This is a genomic window from Brevundimonas sp. UBA7664 (assembly GCF_002483305.1).
Lineage (GTDB): Bacteria > Pseudomonadota > Alphaproteobacteria > Caulobacterales > Caulobacteraceae > Brevundimonas.
This window is the reverse complement of the sequence record NZ_DLHQ01000064.1, coordinates 36,845-54,405: the sequence shown is the minus strand read 5'-3', so window position 1 is coordinate 54,405 and position 17,561 is coordinate 36,845. Positions and strand designations below refer to the sequence as shown.

The 17,561-nt window shown below is 69.1% G+C and carries 16 protein-coding genes and 1 pseudogene; 9 read left to right on the top strand and 8 right to left on the bottom strand.

Features of this window, described 5'->3' with window-relative positions:
• Positions 1–318 precede the first annotated feature (318 nt).
• Positions 319–915, top strand: a complete 597-nt coding sequence (locus B2742_RS15120) for a DUF6088 family protein (RefSeq protein WP_292067926.1) — start codon at positions 319–321, stop codon at positions 913–915.
• Positions 916–1,016: 101 nt separating this feature from the next.
• Complete coding sequence (locus B2742_RS15115) at positions 1,017–1,226, top strand: hypothetical protein (RefSeq protein ID WP_292067923.1); 210 nt, start codon at positions 1,017–1,019, stop codon at positions 1,224–1,226.
• Between the two features lie 269 nt (positions 1,227–1,495).
• Here B2742_RS15115 and B2742_RS15110 read toward each other — a convergent pair whose 3' ends face one another.
• From B2742_RS15110 to lspA, 6 genes are all read right to left on the bottom strand, one after another.
• Complete coding sequence (locus B2742_RS15110) at positions 1,496–2,605, bottom strand: Fic family protein (RefSeq protein WP_292067921.1); 1,110 nt, start codon at positions 2,603–2,605, stop codon at positions 1,496–1,498.
• A 245-nt stretch (positions 2,606–2,850) separates the two neighbouring features.
• Positions 2,851–4,782 carry an FTR1 family protein gene (locus tag B2742_RS15105; protein ID WP_292067918.1) on the bottom strand — a complete coding sequence of 644 codons (1,932 nt, stop codon included), beginning with the start codon at positions 4,780–4,782 and terminating at the stop codon, positions 2,851–2,853.
• Between the two features lie 170 nt (positions 4,783–4,952).
• Complete coding sequence (gene lpdA / locus B2742_RS15100; RefSeq protein WP_292068026.1) at positions 4,953–6,353, bottom strand: dihydrolipoyl dehydrogenase; 1,401 nt, start codon at positions 6,351–6,353, stop codon at positions 4,953–4,955.
• Positions 6,354–6,842: 489 nt separating this feature from the next.
• Positions 6,843–7,247, bottom strand: a complete 405-nt coding sequence (locus B2742_RS15095) for a helix-turn-helix domain-containing protein (protein WP_349681138.1) — start codon at positions 7,245–7,247, stop codon at positions 6,843–6,845.
• An 85-nt stretch (positions 7,248–7,332) separates the two neighbouring features.
• Positions 7,333–7,875 (bottom strand): MAPEG family protein, encoded by a 543-nt coding sequence (locus B2742_RS15090; protein WP_292067915.1) that lies wholly within the window; start codon positions 7,873–7,875, stop codon positions 7,333–7,335.
• Positions 7,872–8,396, bottom strand: a complete 525-nt coding sequence (gene lspA / locus B2742_RS15085) for a signal peptidase II (protein WP_292067913.1) — start codon at positions 8,394–8,396, stop codon at positions 7,872–7,874. Before lspA ends, B2742_RS15090 begins: the two co-directional genes overlap by 4 nt.
• A gap of 158 nt (positions 8,397–8,554) precedes the next feature.
• On the opposite strand from lspA, the gene B2742_RS15080 reads away from it, so the two are divergent.
• Both B2742_RS15080 and B2742_RS15075 read left to right on the top strand, forming a co-directional pair.
• Entirely contained in the window at positions 8,555–8,689 is a 135-nt protein-coding gene (locus tag B2742_RS15080; protein ID WP_292067910.1) for a hypothetical protein, read from the top strand.
• Positions 8,686–9,369 (top strand): class I SAM-dependent methyltransferase, encoded by a 684-nt coding sequence (locus B2742_RS15075; RefSeq protein ID WP_292067908.1) that lies wholly within the window; start codon positions 8,686–8,688, stop codon positions 9,367–9,369. The genes B2742_RS15080 and B2742_RS15075 overlap by 4 nt, the downstream gene beginning before the upstream one ends.
• A 46-nt stretch (positions 9,370–9,415) precedes the next feature.
• On the opposite strand, the pseudogene B2742_RS15070 reads toward B2742_RS15075, so the two are convergent.
• Both B2742_RS15070 and B2742_RS15065 read right to left on the bottom strand, forming a co-directional pair.
• Positions 9,416–9,562: pseudogene (locus B2742_RS15070) on the bottom strand (signal peptidase II); the annotation flags it as partial.
• Between the two features lie 302 nt (positions 9,563–9,864).
• Complete coding sequence (locus tag B2742_RS15065; RefSeq protein ID WP_292067905.1) at positions 9,865–10,479, bottom strand: cation transporter; 615 nt, start codon at positions 10,477–10,479, stop codon at positions 9,865–9,867.
• Between the two features lie 569 nt (positions 10,480–11,048).
• Here B2742_RS15065 and B2742_RS15060 point away from each other — a divergent pair.
• The 5 genes from B2742_RS15060 to B2742_RS15040 all read left to right on the top strand — a co-directional run bounded on the left by B2742_RS15060 (position 11,049) and on the right by B2742_RS15040 (position 17,538).
• Positions 11,049–11,399, top strand: a complete 351-nt coding sequence (locus tag B2742_RS15060) for a hypothetical protein (RefSeq protein WP_292067903.1) — start codon at positions 11,049–11,051, stop codon at positions 11,397–11,399.
• A gap of 57 nt (positions 11,400–11,456) precedes the next feature.
• Positions 11,457–12,713, top strand: a complete 1,257-nt coding sequence (locus B2742_RS15055; protein WP_292067899.1) for a TolC family protein — start codon at positions 11,457–11,459, stop codon at positions 12,711–12,713.
• Positions 12,710–13,867, top strand: a complete 1,158-nt coding sequence (locus B2742_RS15050) for an efflux RND transporter periplasmic adaptor subunit (RefSeq protein WP_292067897.1) — start codon at positions 12,710–12,712, stop codon at positions 13,865–13,867. The genes B2742_RS15055 and B2742_RS15050 overlap by 4 nt, the downstream gene beginning before the upstream one ends.
• Positions 13,868–13,870: 3 nt before the next feature.
• The gene (locus B2742_RS15045; protein ID WP_292067894.1) at positions 13,871–17,116 is read left to right on the top strand and encodes an efflux RND transporter permease subunit; all 3,246 of its coding nucleotides are present in this window, start codon (positions 13,871–13,873) and stop codon (positions 17,114–17,116) included.
• A gap of 65 nt (positions 17,117–17,181) precedes the next feature.
• On the top strand, positions 17,182–17,538 hold the full coding sequence (locus B2742_RS15040) for a DUF190 domain-containing protein (RefSeq protein WP_292067893.1): 357 nt from the start codon (positions 17,182–17,184) through the stop codon (positions 17,536–17,538).
• The last annotated feature ends 23 nt before the right edge of the window (positions 17,539–17,561 follow it).

The window sequence follows — 17,561 nt, the reverse complement described above, 5'->3', positions numbered from 1 at the left end:
TGCCGAGGCATGGTTCTCCCGAAGCTCACGTTACGACATTCGGCCGAATGAAGAGGGCTGGACCGTCCATGAGGTATGGACGGGTTGCCCAGCCGCCGTCGACGGCGCAGTCGAGAAGGGCTCGAGCTACAGACCGTCTATGCGTTGGCCGACGCACTGGCTTATCTGCCCGACCGTGGCGTGGGCGCCTAGTGATAGCCTCGGCGACCCCGCCCCCGCTGTTGGTTCGAATGATCCTGTCAGACCTACCGCTGAGGCTGCTCGAAGGTTCCATCCGCTCCCAATGGGGCCCTCATGATGCGTCGGAGAGCGGTGGGCATGCGAGCTTTGGCCGAGCAGATCATGAAGAGCGTCGGAGCGCTGCCCGAAGGCTCGTCGATCACCACCGGCTCGCTCCTGCACCTGGGAGGCCGTCCGGCGGTGCATAGGGCGCTATCGCGGCTGGCGCGCCGCGGCAGTTTGTTACGCGTCGGTCGAGGGCTCTACGTGTGCCCGTTGGAAACCCGCTTCGGCCTGAGAGCACCGTCGGTCGAGAAGGTCGCTCGCGCCATCAGCCAGCGACGAGGAGAGATCATCGTCACCCACGGCGCGGCGGCGGCGAACTCCCTGGGTCTAACGACCCAGGTGCCGATCCGCACAATCTATCTGACCAACGGGCCGAGCCGGCAACTCCGTGTCGACGGTCAGATCGTCGAGTTCAAGCATGCACCCGCATGGCAACTTTTACTCGCTGACCGGCCAGCCGGCGATGCAGTTCGGGCGCTGGCCTGGCTGGGTCCCGAGAAGGCTCAGACAGCAGTCGGGCCGCTGGAGCGAAAGCTGGGGCCTTCGGCGTTCGGAGAACTGATTTCAGTCAGGCCGCATCTACCGGACTGGCTGGCCCGCGCGCTCAGTCAATTCCCTACTCGCGACTGACGCCCTGCCGAAGGCGCCCTAAAGCGACTGCTTCGAGCGGTGAAAGACATCCGAGAGCCGGTCTTTTGAGGCAGGCGCGCTCGCAGATCGGCGGACGTTCCTTGCAGCGGGAGATGCGCGGCGCGCGGAACGAGCAGCAGGTCATCGCCGCGCGCAGCATTACCGGGGGACGATGCGAGTATCAGGCGTCGGCGGACGGGCCGCTGGTGCTGGAGTTCGACGACCTGCGGTTCCAGTGCCCTTTCGCATCGCCGCCCGGCACCTGCCGGACTGAGGTCGCCGCCGGCCACGCGGGCGCCCGTCAGGCCTGACGTCGCCTTGAGCAGACGAGCAATCGCGCCTCGCATTGATGTTCAGGGGCTTTCCGACTTGCGACGGACACTGACCTGACGCGCTCGGCCGCGGCGCCCTGAGGCGTCGCGAGGTTTGCGAAGGTCGTAACTCGCCACTTCTGGCGAAATAAGCAGGTTTTCGGCGGTAACTCGCCAGAACTGGCGAACTGCGATCATCCCTGTTGAGACGCGCCCGCTCGGGTGGAGCCGCCCGACGTGGTGGCTCCGCCGACGCGATGTGGAGCCGCCTATCCTCGATCGACCAGGGAGTAGCTGGTGCTGCGCCCGCCGCCGTCATCCTTCACGAGGATGCCTCGGTCGACCAGATCGTTGATGTCGCGCAAGGCCGTGTCGGGCGAGGACTTCGTCAGCGCCGCCCATTTGGTCGAGGTGAGCTTGCCTTCGAAGCCGTCGAGCAGCCGGTTGATGACCGTGCTCTGGCGCTCGCTCAACGTCTGACCTGCGAGCGCCTCCCAGAAGCGCGCCTTGCGCATCACATGGGTCAGGGTGGCTTCCGCACCGTCGAACGCGCGATCGAGGCAGCCGAGGAACCAGTCCAGCCAGAGGGTCACATCGAGCGCGCCTTTCTGGGTCGTCTCCAGGGTGGCGTAGTAGTCTTTGCGCTCCAGCCGGATCTGGGCGGACATGCTGTAGAAGCGCTGCGCGCTTTTCTCGGAGCGGGCGAGCGCCATGTCGGCGATCGCCCGTGCGATCCGGCCGTTCCCGTCGTCGAACGGGTGGATGGTCACGAACCACAGGTGGGCGATCGCGGCCTTGAGGACCGGGTCCGTCCGCGGCTCGCCGTTGAACCAGTCGAGGAACGCCCGCATCTCGTCCTGCAAACGGGCGGCGGAGGGCGCTTCATAGTGCACGCGCTCCCGTCCGAAAGGGCCCGAGACGACCTGCATCGGGCCGGAGCTCTCGTTGCGCCAGGCGCCGACGACGATCTTCGTCATGCCGCTGCGCCCGGTCGGAAACAGGGCGGCGTGCCAGGCGAACAGCCGTTCCTCGGTGAGCGGAGACGCAAAGTTCTGGGTCGCGTCGAGCATCATCTCGACCACGCCGTCGACGTTGCGATCCGCGGGGGGGAGGGTCCCGATATCCATGCCGAGGCGGCGAGCGATCGAGGATCGCACCTGATCCTTGTCGAGCAACTCGCCTTCGATTTCGCTGGATTTCAGGACGTCTTCGGTGAGGGTTTCGAGAACCGCTTCGGCGCGCAGGTCGAAGCGGAGCGTGTGCATCCGGCCGAGCAGCAGGCCCTGGCGGTGACGGACGGCGGCGAGCCGATCGGCGAGCGCGTCCGCGCGCCAGTCCAGACGCGGCCAGCCTTCGATTTCGTGGATGTATTCCGCCATTCCCCGCACTCCTTGCGGAGAATATGGGCGTTATTCGCCGCAAGAGCAAGGCTATTCTCCGCAAAGAGTGCGGAGAATAGCGCGTTTAATCTCCGCACACCGCGGCCGGGGCTCCCGCACGCTATCGGCTGCAGCCGCCGCACGTCCGGTATCCGCCGCCGTTCGGGCGTCGGCGCCGTCGTGCCCAGGCGGCTCCGAAACCCGCTGCGGGCCGCAGTCTCAGGGCCGAAGACGGAGACGACCGCTCAAGGGGCCGGCTGCGCGCCCTTCGGCGCCGCGTGCCGGGAGAAGCCGACCACGAGGATGGCGATCGTCAGCAGCTGAACGGCGACGCCTTCAACGGTCGGATAGAGACCGAGGATCTCGATACGGGGGATCCAGGCGAGCGGATGGACATCGAGCCAGCCGGCCTCCTGCAGCGCCGCCACCCCCTTGCCCACAAGGATGACCGACAGAACGGCCATGAGGATCGAGCTCAGGGAGAAGAAGCGGCCGATCGGCAGGCGCTTGCTGTAGGCCAGCAAGGCCCAGGCCACCACGGCCAGGAACGCCACGGCGGTCAGGGCACCGGCCAGCATGCCGAAGTGGCCGCCCTGGCTCCAGATCGCCGCATAGAACAGGATGGTCTCGAACACCTCCCGGTAGACCACGACGAAGGCGAGCAGGAACAGGAACCAGGCCGATCGCTTCGACAGCGCGTGGGAGAGCTTGTCCCGGATATAGGTCTGCCAGGCGTCGGCGTGCGACTTGCCATGCATCCAGATGCCGACCGAGACGAGCACGACCGCCGCGAGCAGCGAGCCGAACCCTTCGGTCAGTTCCCGACTGGCGCCGCTGATGGAGATGAAGAAGGTCGCGGCCGCCCAGGTGGCGCCGCCGGCGACCAGCGCGGCCACCCAGCCGCCGTGGACGTAGCGCAGCACCTCGGGCCGTTCGGCCTTTCTGAGGAAGGCGATCATCGCCACCACGATGAGCAGGGCTTCCAGCCCCTCGCGCAGCAGGATGGTGAAGGCCCCGAGGAAGCTGGCCACATTGTCCGCCTCCTGGGGCGCGAGGGCGCGCTCGGCCGTGTCCAGCAGGGCGTTCGCACGCGCGACCCGGTCCGCGACCTCCTGGGCGGGCGCGCCACGGCTGATCGAAATGCGCAGCTCGGTCATCGCGCCTTCGACCCGGCGCAACAGGGCGCCGTCGCGGGCGCCGAGCGCCGGCTCAATCGGTTCGACGCCGTCGAGATAGGCGGACAGCGCCAGGTCGGTGGCGGCCTTGCGGTCGCCGCGGCGGTAGGCCGCCTCGCTCTCAGCCAGACGCGTCCGCGCCAGGGTCAGCGTCGATCCGGCCGGGCGCGCCGCCGCCTCGGGATGACGTCGCAGATAGGCCGTGACAGCCCGCGCCTTCGTCTCGCCGATCCGGCTCGCCAATTCGGCGGGCGTCGCCTGGGTGATGGCGGCCAGATCGGGATAGGCGGCGCGGATCGCCGGCTCGGCCTTCCAGAGGCGCTCGCCTTCGGCGGCCTCCGCGTCGGTGAAGGCGAACCGGCCCACATAGAAGGCCAGGGCCCAGCGATCCTCGGCGGGCAGATGGGCGAAGCTGGCCATGGCCGTGCCCTCCAGCCCCTGATCGATCACCTGATAGAGGCCGAACACGCTACGCTGACGCGCGCGCTCTACGTCGGCGAAGGCGATCGCCGGCGGGTCGAGCCCCTCGGCGCCCGGGCCGTCAGCCCGCCCGGTCGCGCCGTGGCAAACCGCGCATTGCTCGGCATAGAGGGCGGCGCCGCGGGCCAGATCGGGCGGAAACGACGGCGCCAGCGGGCTCGGATAGGCCGTCAGCACGGCGCCGGCCAGCGCCTTCGCTCGGTCGCCGACGACGCGCGGGTCGGCCTTGTCCCGGATGGCGGCCTGCAAGGCCTCGGCGTCGCGAACGAGGCCAGCCTTGGCGGGATGGGCGGGCAGGGCGTCCAGGCGCGTCCGGATCTGGCTGCCGAACTCGATCATCTCGCCGTATTCGGCCGGATTGGTCACCTGGCCGTCGGCCACGGCGCCCGCGTAGTCGACCGCGACATAGTCCAGCAGCCGCCAGGCGACCTGCGCCTCCGAGGCGGACGGCGTCTGGGACAGGGCGGGAGCGGCCAGCCCCATCGCGAACAGCAGGGCGAGCAGACGGAGCAGAGGACGCATGATCAATCCAGATGTGAACGGCTCGCATTAGCATTCGGGCGGCGACGCTGTCGCGCTTTAATCGCGGAGCGGGCTGGGCGCGCAGGGGCGCCCGCGACCGCCGCTCACCTCGCCGGGGTGGCTCGGCGCCGGCCGGGCCGGCCGGGGTCAGACCACACGGCGCGCGACCATCAAAGGTGGATCGTGCGGTCGGCCACCGCCAGGCAGGCTTCGCGCAGGGCTTCCGGGAGGGTCGGATGCGCGTGGCTTGTCCGCGCCAGATCTTCGGCCGCGGCGCCGAACTGCATGGCCGCGACCGCTTCATGGATCAAACCGCCGGCCTCGGGACCCAGGATGTGCACGCCGAGAATCTTGTCCGTCGCGGCGTCTGCCAATACCTTCACCAGACCGTTCTTCTCCAGACGCGCCTTGGCCATGGCGTTCGCGGAGAAGGGGAACCGCCCGACGCGGTAGTCCACCCCGGCCGCCTTGAGATCCTCCTCGGTGCGGCCGACCGAAGCCAGCTCCGGCCAAGTGTAGACGACCGCGGGGATCGTCCCGTAATCCACGTGGCCGGCGCCCCCGGCCAGGCATTCTGCGAGGGCGATCCCTTCCTCCTCCGCCTTGTGAGCCAGCATGGCGCCGCCGATGACATCGCCGATGGCGTAGACCCCTTCCGCGCTGGTCCGGAAACCTTCGTCCACCGGAATATAGCCCCTGCGATCGGGCTCGATGCCGACGGTCTCCAGATCTAGTCCGGCGGTGGCGGGGCGGCGGCCAATGGAAACCAGCACGACATCGGCCCTGATCGTGCCTCGCGCGCCATCCCCCACGGGCTCGAAGTCGAGGACCACTTCCTCGCCCTCGATGCGGGAGCCGACCACCTTGTGAGCGAGACGAAACTGGAAGCCCTGCGCCTCGAGCACCTTCTGCAGTGCCGTCGACATCTCTGAATCAACGCCGGATGCGATACGGTCGAGCACCTCGATGACCGTGACCTCGCTGCCGAGCCGGCGCCAGACGGAGCCCAGCTCAAGACCGACATAACCGCCGCCGATCACCGCCAGATGACGCGGCGCCGCCATCAGGCTCAGCGCGCCGGCCGAGGTGACGATCCGGTGCTCGTCGATGGGAAGGCCGGGAAGTGTCGCCGCTTCCGATCCGCTGGCGAGGACGACCGCCTTGCGCGCCAACACCTCGAAGCTGCCGTCGGCGGCGCTCACTTCCACGCGGTCGCGCGCCAGCAGGCGCCCGCGACCTTGGAGACGAACGACCTTGTTCTTGCGCAGGAGGTAGGCGACCCCATCGCCCAGCTCGGTCACGACCTTGGCCTTGTGCCGCATCACACCGGCAAGGTCGGCCCGCACATTGTCGACCATGACGCCGAAAGCTTCGAGGTTGCGCGCCATTTCCAGTCGCTCGGTGGCCTGCAGCAGCGCCTTGGACGGAATGCAGCCGATATTCAGGCAGGTTCCTCCGAGAAGTTCCCGGTCGTCGATGACCGCCACCGACATGCCGAGCTGGCTCGCCCGGATGGCGCAGGGGTACCCGCCCGGCCCCCCGCCGATTATCACCAGATCATAGGACGTCATCGAAGCCATCGCGTCAGCCTTCGCTGTGAGTGAAAGAGGGAAGAGGGCGCCGGCCACCTGCGGGAGCCAACATCAGACGCCGCCCTCGCCGAGCAGCGGGCGCCGGACAGGCGCCGGCATGGCGCCCGCGCGAGATGCGGGTCTCGTCGTAGAACACCTGAGCCGCTTCGCGCGCCCTCAGACAGGCCGTCTCCATCAGCGCCAGGCGGGTCTCGACGGCGTCCGTGCCGCCCTGCTCCAACAGGCGGGAGAGGCGCCTGTACAGGTCCGTCAACAGGGCGAGGGTCTGGCCGGCGTGTCGCTGTGTCGATCGGTGCGCCATCGAAGTCCTCCATGGACGAAGGGAGCGCGACGAGGGCCGCGGGTCCACTCAAACGTCGCCGTCACCCAATGGCTCCTGCATCGTTCCAGGCCCGTCTTGACCTTCAGGAGGGCGACCTGCACGGAGAGGCTGAGGAGAGCCGTGCCAACCGGATCGGGGCTCGCCCGTCAAACCGGCGTCGAGGGGTCGTGCAGGGCTTCGATCACCTTGCAGGCGGACACCCGGCCGCCGGCGCATTCCGCTGTCATCCGCGAGAGCTCCCCCTGCAGGGCCCGGAGCTTGGCGATCTTCTGCGTCACCTCGGCCAGGTGGCGTTCGGCCAGAGTGTTGGCTTCGGCGCAGGGCCGGTCGGGGTGATCGGACAGATCCAGCAGGGAGCGGATGGAGTCCAGATCGAAGCCCAACTGGCGCGCATGCCGGATGAACGACAGACGGCGTTCCGCCGCATCGTCATACATCCGCCGGTCGCTGGCGGTGCGCGGCGGGGCGGGAAGCAGCCCGATCTCTTCATAAAAGCGGATGGTCGGGACCTTGACGCCGGTGGCCGCGGCGAGCTTGCCGATGGGGCGCAGGCCGGACGAGGCCGGGGAGGGCAGGGTCATCGCATCGTCTCGCAGCGGTGGGCTGAAGGGCGGAAGGCGCAGGGCGGGGGAGGGATCATCGGCCCAGGCCCATGAGGACGATGGCGGCGCCGAGGGCGGCGATCGTGGAGGCGCCGGTGAGGGCCATGCCGAAGGCCCGCGCCGCCGCGCCCCGGGCGTAGCCACGGGCGAACAACACCCGGCCGATCAGATAGAGGGCGACCAGCACCGGCAGCACGACCATCTCCTCGCCGCGCAGCACCGTGGCGAGGACCAGGTGGGCGCCCACCGCCAGGACCGTCTGCTCGAGGGAATTCTGAAGCACGGCGGCAGGCACGGCGAGCCTGGAGCTGGGCGCCCCGTAGGCGGAGCCCGGCCGGTCGGCGTCGGACCGGAACCGGATGCTGGCCACGGCCCTCAAACAACCGGCGAGCCACAGGAAAACAAGGAGGTCCGCCTTCAGTGCATAGGCCAGCCGATCGGCCGTCGCCATGTCCGGCGCGGCGCCCAGGAGACGCGGCGAAAGCCATAGCCAGGCCGACGCCACCGCCGCGGCGGTGATGAGAATCGCCAGCGCCGAGCGGACGGCGATCGCCTTCTGTTCGGCGGAAAAGGTCATCGCGCCGCCCGTCCCAGGGTCGAGGACGCCGGGCGGCTGTCCGAGCGCCGGATGGTCAGGAGGAGCAGCGCCACGCCGCAAACGATGGCCGCATCCGCGAGGTTGAAGGTCGGCCAGTGCGCGTCGCCCCAATGAAGATCGACGAAATCGGTGACCGCGCCGAAGCGCAGACGGTCGAGCAGGTTCCCGAGCGCTCCACCGGCGATGAGGCCAGCGGCGGCCGCCGTCATGGCGCTCCGCGTGCGCCAGATCCACGCCAGCAATGCGCCGATGATCAGCAACGCCACGGCGCTCAGGGCCCAGCGCCCCAAGGCGCCGGAGCCGGCGAACAGCCCGAAGGTGACGCCGGGATTGAAACCCAGACGCAGCGCCAGGAAGGGGGTGATATCCACAGCGGTCTCAAGGCGGGCGCGGGCGAACGCCTTGGCGGCCTGATCAAGAATCGCGATCGTCGCCGCCAGCCCGAACGCTGCGGCCTGCAGGCGGCCGGGGCCACGCCGCGTGGGGAGCACTGTGATCATGACGTCTCCTGTGGGTCTCGCCTTCTTGTAGACCCTCTAGCCACTAGAGGATCAAGGCCTGGCGTCCAGGACGGTCGCCCGTTCAGCGGCGGCTGCATTTTTCGTCTTGATCCTCGAGTGACTGGAGGATGCATCCTGGCGGTGAAAGGTGCCGACCCATGACCGAACGCTTCTCTTCCTCCGGACCGACGGCGTCCGGCTGCGGCCGCGGCGCATCCCTGACGGTAATTGTCCTGCAGTCGGCCGGACCGATCCTGAAGCCGTCGCGCGATGAAGCGAAGGCCGCGGCATGACCGCGAGCTTCACCCCCGCGCTCGGTCACGCCGCCCTGAGCGGCCTCTACGATCCCGCCATCGCCCTGTTGACGCGGGAGCGGGTGTGGCGCGCCCGGCTGCTCGACCAGGTGGAGCCGCGTGCTGGCGAGACCATCGTCGACCTCGGCTGCGGCACCGGATCCTTCGCCGTTTCCCTCGCGCGGCGCGCGCCGGGCGCGCGCGTCGTCGGACTCGATCCTGACGGCGACATCCTCGCGCGCGCGGCCAGGAAGGCGGAGGCCGCCGGCCAGAGCGTCCGCTTCCTCCAGGGATTCGCCCGCGATGTGGCCGCGCTCGTGGGCGAGGGCGTCGCCGACACGGTCGTGTCCAGCCTGGTCTTCCATCAACTGCCGATGGAGGAGAAGCGCCGGGGCCTGGCGGCGAGCTGGCGCGCGCTCAAGCCCGGGGGGGCGCTTCATATCGCCGACTATGGGCGTCAGCGGGGCGCGATGCGCACCCTGTTCCGCATCGTTCAGTCGCTCGACGGTTACGAGAACACCCAGCCCAACGCCGATGGCGTCCTTCCGGATCTGATCGCGGAGGCGGGCTTCATCGACGTCCGGGAAGTTCATGTCCTGCCGACCCCCACCGGATCGATATCCTTTTACCGCGCGAAGCGTGCGGGTCCGAACGCTCCAGGAACAGCGATGGGACGATGAGACGATCGATGTTGCGACGCCGCGTTGTACGGGGGGGCTGGCGGCGTCACGTCTGATCGCGGGTCGGGTGGAGGTGACGCGGGACAGGCTTGCGCGCCGGCAGTGCGGGAAGCAGGCCCACGATAGCCACGATCGCGACATCGGCGAGGTGGAAGGTCGGCCAATGGACGTCTCTCAGGTGAGCGTCGATGAAGTCCGTGACCCGCCTTGGAGCACCCGGTCCGCGAGTTGCGTGGGAGCGCCCCTGCGATCAGCGCCGTCCGGCGCGCTCGTCACATGCCGATAGGCGCGGCGCGGCGACAACGCCGGTCACGGCGACTGGCAGCAAACGGCTCGCGCCGCCGTCAGCCTGCGGAAGGCCGAACGTGATCCCGGATTGAAGCCGAGCCTCAGGCTCAACACCGGAGCGGGATCGACGGGCTGGACGGATGCGCCCGGGCCCCCTTGGGGCTGCGGATCGCCTGTCCGGGCCCGAACAGAAGGCGCGTGCGATCATCATGTCGCTCCGGTTCCCTCACGGGTCTCCCGGACGTCCCTGCGGACATCGCCGAGGATTTCGAGGCCGCCCTTGGCGGCGATCAGGGCGACCAGGGCCCCCACGACGATGTCGGGCCAGGCCTGGTCGAGCCACAGGACAAGGCCGCCGGCCACGAGGACGCCGCCGTTCGACACGAAATCATTGAGGCTGAACGTCTGGGCCGCCCGCATATTGACGTCGTCGTCCTTGATCTTCCGCAGCAGGACAAGGCACCACAGGTTCACCCCTGCGGCGACCAGGGCCATGATCATCATGGCGGGGCCGATCGGTTCGGCGCCTGCAATCCATCGACGGGCGACGTCGGCGAGCAGGCCCGCGGCGAACAGCAGCAGCAGGACCCCGGACGCGGTCGCCGCGCCGGCCTTCCACCTGATTGACCGGCCGATGGCCAGAAGGCTGATCAGATAGACCGCGCCGTCGGCCCCGTTATCCACCGCATTGGCCAACAGGGCGCTCGAATCTGCGAGCCAGCCGGCGAGTCCGAGCCCGGCGAACAGGGCGACATTGAGCAACAGGACGAGCAGCAGGATCCTGCGCTGACGTGCATTCGTGGCGTTAACCGTTTCGGACATGTGGGCCTCTATCCGACCGATGCGGAAACGCGCCGGTTCAAGGCGCTTTTACTTGCTTTAGCCACTGGAGGATCAAGCGCTGTCGATCGCCGTGCGGCTTGAGACCGTCCGGCCCGGCGCCGGATCAGGGGCCGCGCCATCGACGCTCGCTAGCCCTCGCCGATCATGCCCCCGGAGCGGTCCGTGGACGTCGGCGCTTCCACCGACCCGCGGTCAGGCGCGGGCCGTTCGCCTTCCTCGACCATGGCGGAGGGCTCGGCAGCTTCAGGGTCAGGCGGTTCCGGCGCGTCGGGCGTCTCCTCCCGAACCTCCGTTCCCAAACCCGGCCCAGCGACTTCTGGCGACCGCTCGCCCGCGGTCTCGTCGACAGTTACAGTTTCCCGGTCTTGCATGGTTTCCTCGCTTTCGTTGAAAGAAGGCGCTCTCCGGCCGTCTGTTCCGCAGGCGGGACATATGGCCGGGAGAGGCGCCCGCCTCTGGCGACCGCCGAACCTGGGCCCGTCCCGCGCCAGCGCGTCGCTGCGACGTTACATTCCTTGCCAAGGGTGCGTTTCGTGGTAGAGGGCCGCATGGGCTTTCTTTCGGCCAGACACTGGATGATCACGGCGCTGTTCGCGCTGGTCGTCACCATGCTCGCCCTGACCCCTTCGGCCGAGGCGGCGACCTGTGATTTCCCCAGCGGCGGGCGTTGCGCCACCGTGGTGCTTTCGGAGCCCGTCCAGGATCACGGCGATCCCGTGAACGACGACGGCCAGGCGCTGTGCTCCCACGGCCATTGCCACCACAGCGGCGTAACCCTGCCGTCGACGCCGCAACCCGTCGTCGTCGGCCCGGCCGTGCAGGCGAGCCCTTTGCGGCCGTCCGCCGATCCCCTGGCGTCCTGCGCGCCCGGCGGCCTGGAACGTCCTCCCCGAGCCTGACCGATCTCGCGCCGCCGCGCGCGTCATCGCCGTCTGGAACCTCTGGGACACCATTTCATGCCATCCACAAGATATCGTCTGCCGCGTTTCGCGGCGGGCTGCGCCGCAACCGTAGTTGCGTCCGCGTTAAGCGTACTGGCGACCGCCGCGGCGGCCGAACCCATCACCCTGGCTGAAGCGCTGGCCCGCGCGGCCGCCTCGTCGCCGACCCTGGCGGCCGCCGAGGCCGATGTCGCCGCCGCCCAGGGGCGGGCGCAACAGGCCGGCTTCCGGCCCAATCCCGAACTGGGCGTGGAAGTCGAGAATTTCGCCGGCACCGGAGCCTTCACCGGCCTGCGCGACGCTGAGACCACCGTCTCGGTCGGCCAGCGGTTCGAACTCGGCGGCAAGCGGTCGGCGCGCCAAAGAGCCGCCGAGGCCGAAATCGAGGCCGCGCGTCTGCGTCTCGCGGTCGCGCGCGCCGATCTTCTGAGGGAGGTGAGGGACGCCTACGCGGAAGCCTTCGCAGACGGCCGCCGGGTCGAGCTGGCCCGCGAGCAGTTTGTACGCGCCGAAAATCTACAGACGATCGCCACCGAACTCGTCGACGCCGGGCGCGAGCCGCCCCTTCGAGCGCTGAGAGCCCGTACGGCGGCCCTCGCGGCGGTCGCCGGAGTTCGGGCTGCGGAGGCGGAATACGCCGAGGCGCAGCGGGCCCTGGCCGCCCTGTGGGGCGGCGCGGACGACCTGCCCGAACCCGTCGCGCCAACCGATGAGGCGGTCCCCGCCGCGACCGTGGATCCCGCCGAGGCCCTGGATGTCCGACTGGCGGAGGCCGAGGTCGCCTCGTCCGTCGCCGTCGTGGCCCGGGAGCGCACCCTGTCCCGGCCGGACGTGACGGTCAGCGTCGGCGCCCGTCAGTTCCGGGGTTCCGACGACACAGCCCTCGTCGTGGGCGCCTCGCTGCCCCTCGGAATCTTCGACCGCAATCAGGGCAATATCGCCGCGGCCAACGCCGAGCGCACCGGGGCGGAGGCGCGCCGCAACGCGGCCCTCGCCGGCGCCATCCGGCGGACCCGGGACGCCCAGGCGGCGCTGCGGACCGCTGAAGCGCGCCTGGCCTTCCTTGAGACGCGGGCGGAGCCGGAAGCCATCGAGGCGGTCCGCATCGCCCGCGAAGGCTTCTCGGCCGGACGCTTCACGCTTCTGGACGTGCTGGACGCCGAAGAGGCGCTCAACACGGTCCAGTCAGAACTCATCACCGCACAACTGGATCGCGCCCAGGCCATCGCTGCCCTGACGCGCGCGACCGAGACCGAAGGATCGTCACAATGAGAATGCCACAAGACAGGAAGCGACTGATGATCGGCGGCGCGGTCGCGGCCGTGGTCATCGTCGGCGGCGGCCTTGCCGTCCTCAACATGACGCAGGCGCCGGAAGCGGCCCCCGAGGCGGAGGCCGAGGAAGCCCATGGCGCCGGCGAGGCCCTGGAGATGGACGCCGCACGCATTCAGGCCGCGGGGATCATCCTGGCCCCGGTGGCGAGCGGATCGCTCAGTTCGGAGATCGTGGCCCAGGGCACCGTCGTCGGCACGCCCCAGGGCGAAGCGGTTCTCGCCGCTCGCGCCGACGGCGTGATCAGCCGCGTGTCGCTGAGGCTCGGCGACAGTGTGCGCGCCGGCCAGACCGTGGCGCTGATCGAGAGCCGCGAGGCCTCGACGATCGCCGCCGAGCGCTCGGCGGCCCAGGCCCGGCTCACCGCCGCGCGCCAGGCGCTCGCCCGGGAGCAACGGCTGTTCGACGCGCAGATCACGTCCCGTCAGGACCTTGAGGCGGCGCAGACCGTGCTCGCCGAGGCCCAGGCCGAGTCGCGACGCACGACCTCCGCGGCGTCGGCGGCGCGCGTCTCCGGAGACGGGCGCAGCACGGGCGTCGTCAGCCCGATCAGCGGCCGGGTGACGGCCGCGGACGCCACGCTCGGCGCCTTCGTAACGGCCGGCACGGAACTCTTCCGCGTGGCCAATGCGAACCAGATCGAGATCGAGGCCTCGGTCTCGGCCGAGGACGCGGCTCGCATCCTTCCGGGCGACCGCGCCAGCATCACCCTGCCCGAGGGCGAGGTGCAGACCACGGTGCGGTCGATCACCCCCGGCGTCGATGTCGAGAGCCGATCCGCCACGGTGCTCCTCAGTGTGTCGGGCACAGGCGGTCTGCGGCCGGGCCAGGCCGTATCGGCGCGGATCTACACCCGCGACGCGCGGACGGCCGGCGGCGTTTCGGTGCCGGAAGAAGCCATCCAGACGGTCGAGGGCCGCGACGTCGTCTTCGTGCGGACCGCCACCGGTTTCCAGGCGGCGCCGGTCATCGTGGGACAGCGGAGCGGCGGCCGGGCCCAGATCACCTCAGGCGTGCGGGCAGGACAGACCATCGCCACCCGCAACGCCTTCCTGCTCAAGGCCGCGCTGGGCGCAGGCGAAGTGGAGCACTAGGCCATGATCGCCAACCTCATGGCCCTGTCGGTGCGGGCGCGATGGATGATCATCGCCCTCGTGCTGATTGTCTCCACCTACGGCGCCTGGCAGCTGACCCGACTGCCGATCGACGCCGTCCCCGACATCACCAACAACCAGGTGCAGATCAACACCCAGGACGCCTCGCTCTCGCCCGTCGAGATCGAGAAACGCGTCACCTTCCCGGTCGAGACCGCCATGGCCGGCATCCCCGGCCTGCAGCAGACCCGGTCGCTGTCCCGCAACGGATTCTCGCAGGTCACGGTGATCTTCGAGGAGAACGTCGACCTCTATTTCGCGCGACAGCAGGTCAGCGAACGGCTCGTCCAGGCCCAGGACAGCCTGCCGGAAGGCGTGCAGCCCCAGATCGGGCCGGTCACCACCGGCCTGGGCGAGGTCTTCATGTACGCCATCGACTACGAGAACCCGGGCGGCCGGGGCGCGACCGTGCGCAACGGCCAGCCCGGCTGGCAGTCCGACGGTTCGTTCCTCACGCCCGAGGGCGATCGGCTGGCGGACGAGGTGTCCCGCGCCGCCTACCTCAGGACGGTGCAGGACTGGATCATCGCGCCGCAGCTGCGGTCGGTGAACGGCGTCGCCGGCGTGGACACCATCGGCGGCTTCGAGAAGCAGTACGTCGTCGAGCCGGACCCGACCCGTCTGGCCCAGTACGGCGTCTCGTTCACCGAACTCGCCGAAGGTCTTGAGGCGGCCAACCTGTCCGTCGGGGCCAATTTCGTCGAGCGCGGCGGCGAGGCCTATCTGGTGCGCGCCGATGCGCGCATCCGCAGTCTGTCGCAGATCGAGGAAGCCATCATCGCCACGCGCGGCGGCGTGCCGGTCGCGGTCCGCGATGTGGCTGCGGTTCGTCTCGGCGGCGATCTGCGCACCGGCGCGGCGACCATGAACGGCCACGACGTCGTCATCGGCACCACCCTGATGCTCATCGGCGAGAACAGCCGCACCGTGGCCAGCGCCGTGGGCGAGCAGTTGGAGGTCACGACCCGTTCCCTGCCGCCCGGCATCAAGGTCACGCCCATCCTCGACCGGTCCAAACTGGTCAACGCCACCATCTCGACGGTCCAGCGCAACCTGATCGAAGGCGCCATCCTCGTCGCCATCGCCCTGTTCCTGCTGCTGGGGAATGTTCGCGCCGCCCTGATCGCCGTGGCGATCATCCCGATCTCCTTCTTCATGACCGCCATCGGCATGAACTATCTGGGGGTGTCGGGAAATCTGATGAGCCTCGGGGCGCTCGACTTCGGCCTCATCGTCGACGGCTCCGTCATCATCATCGAGAACTGCCTCAGACGCCTGTCCGAGCGCCAGCATCATGAGGGTCGTCTTCTGACCCTTCGCGAGCGGCTGGAAGAGACCACCATCGCCACCCAGGAGATGATCAAGCCGACCGTCTACGGCCAGGCCATCATCCTGCTGGTCTTCGCGCCCCTGCTGACCTTCCAGGGCGTCGAGGGCAAGACCTTCTCGCCCATGGCCATCACCCTGATGCTGGCCCTCGTCGCCGCCTTCATCCTGTCCATCACCTTCATTCCGGCGATGGTCGCGATCCTCATGCGCAACAAGGTCTCGGAAAAGGACGTCTTCGTCATCCGCTGGATCAAGGAAAAATACGAGCCCGTCCTGCGTCAGGCGGTGGCGCGGCCGTGGCCCTTCGTCGGCGGCGGTCTGGCCCTGTTCGCCGTGGCGGGCGTGGTCTTCACCATGCTCGGCCAGGAGTTCATCCCGACCCTGGACGAGCGCAACCTGGCCATGGCCTCCCAGCGCGTGCCCTCCACCGCCGTCGAACAATCCGTACGGATGCAGAAGGGGGTGGAAAACGCCATCGTCGACCTTCCCGAGGTCGAGTTGATGTTCTCCAAGACGGGCACGGCCGAGGTGGCCACCGATCCCATGCCGCCCAACATCTCGGACGGTTTCATCATCCTCAAGCCGCAGGACGAATGGCCGGACGGAGTGAACACCAAGGAAGACGTGATCGAACGGGTCGAGGCGGCCGCCAACGCCCAGGTCGGCCAGGGCTATGAGCTCAGCCAGCCGATCGAGCTGCGCTTCAACGAACTGATCGCAGGCGTCCGCGGGGACGTGGCCATCAAGCTCTATGGCGACGATCTCGACAAGCTGACGGCGACCGCCAACCAGATCGCGGCGCAGCTCAATGCCACGCCGGGCGCGGCCGACGTCAAGGTCGAGCAGACGAGCGGCGCCCCTGCCTTGGACGTCACCTTCGACCGGGCCGCCATTGCGCGGTTCGGCCTGACCGTGGAGGAGGTCGCCGACACGGTCGCCGCCGCCATGGGCGGGCGCGAAGCCGGTCAGCTGTTCGAGGGCGACCGGCGTTTCGACGTCGTGGTGCGGGTGCCGGGGGCGAGCCGCAACGACCTCGACGCCTTGGGGGCCATCCCGGTGATGTTGCCGGAGCAGGAGGGGCGCGTCCGCGCCTCCGTGCCCCTGCGGCAGGTCGCTTCGTTCCGCTTCACTGAGGGACTGAACCAGATCAGCCGCGAGAACGGCAAGCGGCGCGTGGTCATCCAGGCCAACGTCCGCGGCCGCGACGTCGGTTCCTTCGTCACCGAGGCGACGCCCAAGGTCGAGGCCGTCGCCCTGCCGGCGGGGTCATGGATCGAATGGGGCGGGCAGTTCCAGAACCTCAAGGCGGCGTCCGATCGTCTCGCGCTCGTGGTTCCCATCTGCTTCCTGGCCATCTTCGCGGTGCTGTTCCTCGCCGTGGGGACCTTCGGCCGAGCGGTGGCGGTGTTCCTCACCGTACCCCTCGGCCTGGCCGGCGGGGTGTTCGCCCTGGCCCTGACCGGCATCTCCTTCTCGGTGTCGGCGGCGGTGGGCTTCATCTGCCTGGCCGGGGTGGCGGTGCTGAACGGCCTGGTCGTCATGTCCTCGATCCGGCAACGGCTCGATGACGGCATGGAGCTGTCCCGCTCGATCATCGAGGGCTGCATGGAGCGGGTACGGCCGGTCATCATGACCGGCCTGGTCCCGGCCATCGGCTTCGTGCCCATGGCCCTGGCCCATGGCACTGGCGCCGAGGTGCAGAAGCCTCTGGCCATGGTGGTGATCGGCGGACTGATCACCGCCACCATCCTGACGCTCCTCGTGCTGCCGGCGATGAGCCGGCTGGTTCTGGGGCTGACGGAGAAGAAGACCCTCGCGCCCGTTGACGACACCCTGCCGGACCCCCTGCCGGCGGAGTGACGCCGAACCCGCGCCGCCGGCCTCCGGCGGCGCGGGTCTTTCTTTTTCAGGGAAAGGAAAATCCCATGCCCGTCGCCATCAAAGTGCTGAAAATCTATACGGACGAATCCGCCTATTTCGGCGATCACAAGGTGTTCGAGGTCGTCGCGACGCGGGCGCGGGCGGCGCAGGTCGCGGGCGCAACCGTGGTCAAGGCGCTCCTCGGCTTCGGCCATACGCCCCACGAACATCGCCGCCACGTCCTCAACGACGACCAGTCGGTGGTTATCGAAATCCTCGACGAAGAGAGCAAGCTGCGCGCCTTCGTGGCCTCCCTGTCCGACCTGGAACATCTCGGCCCCATGACCCTTCAGGAGATCGAGGTTTTGCATTGGCCTGCGGCCAGAGCCCCGGAGGCCGCCGAGCCGCATGGAGAGGCCTGATGGGGCAGGGACACGACCACGGC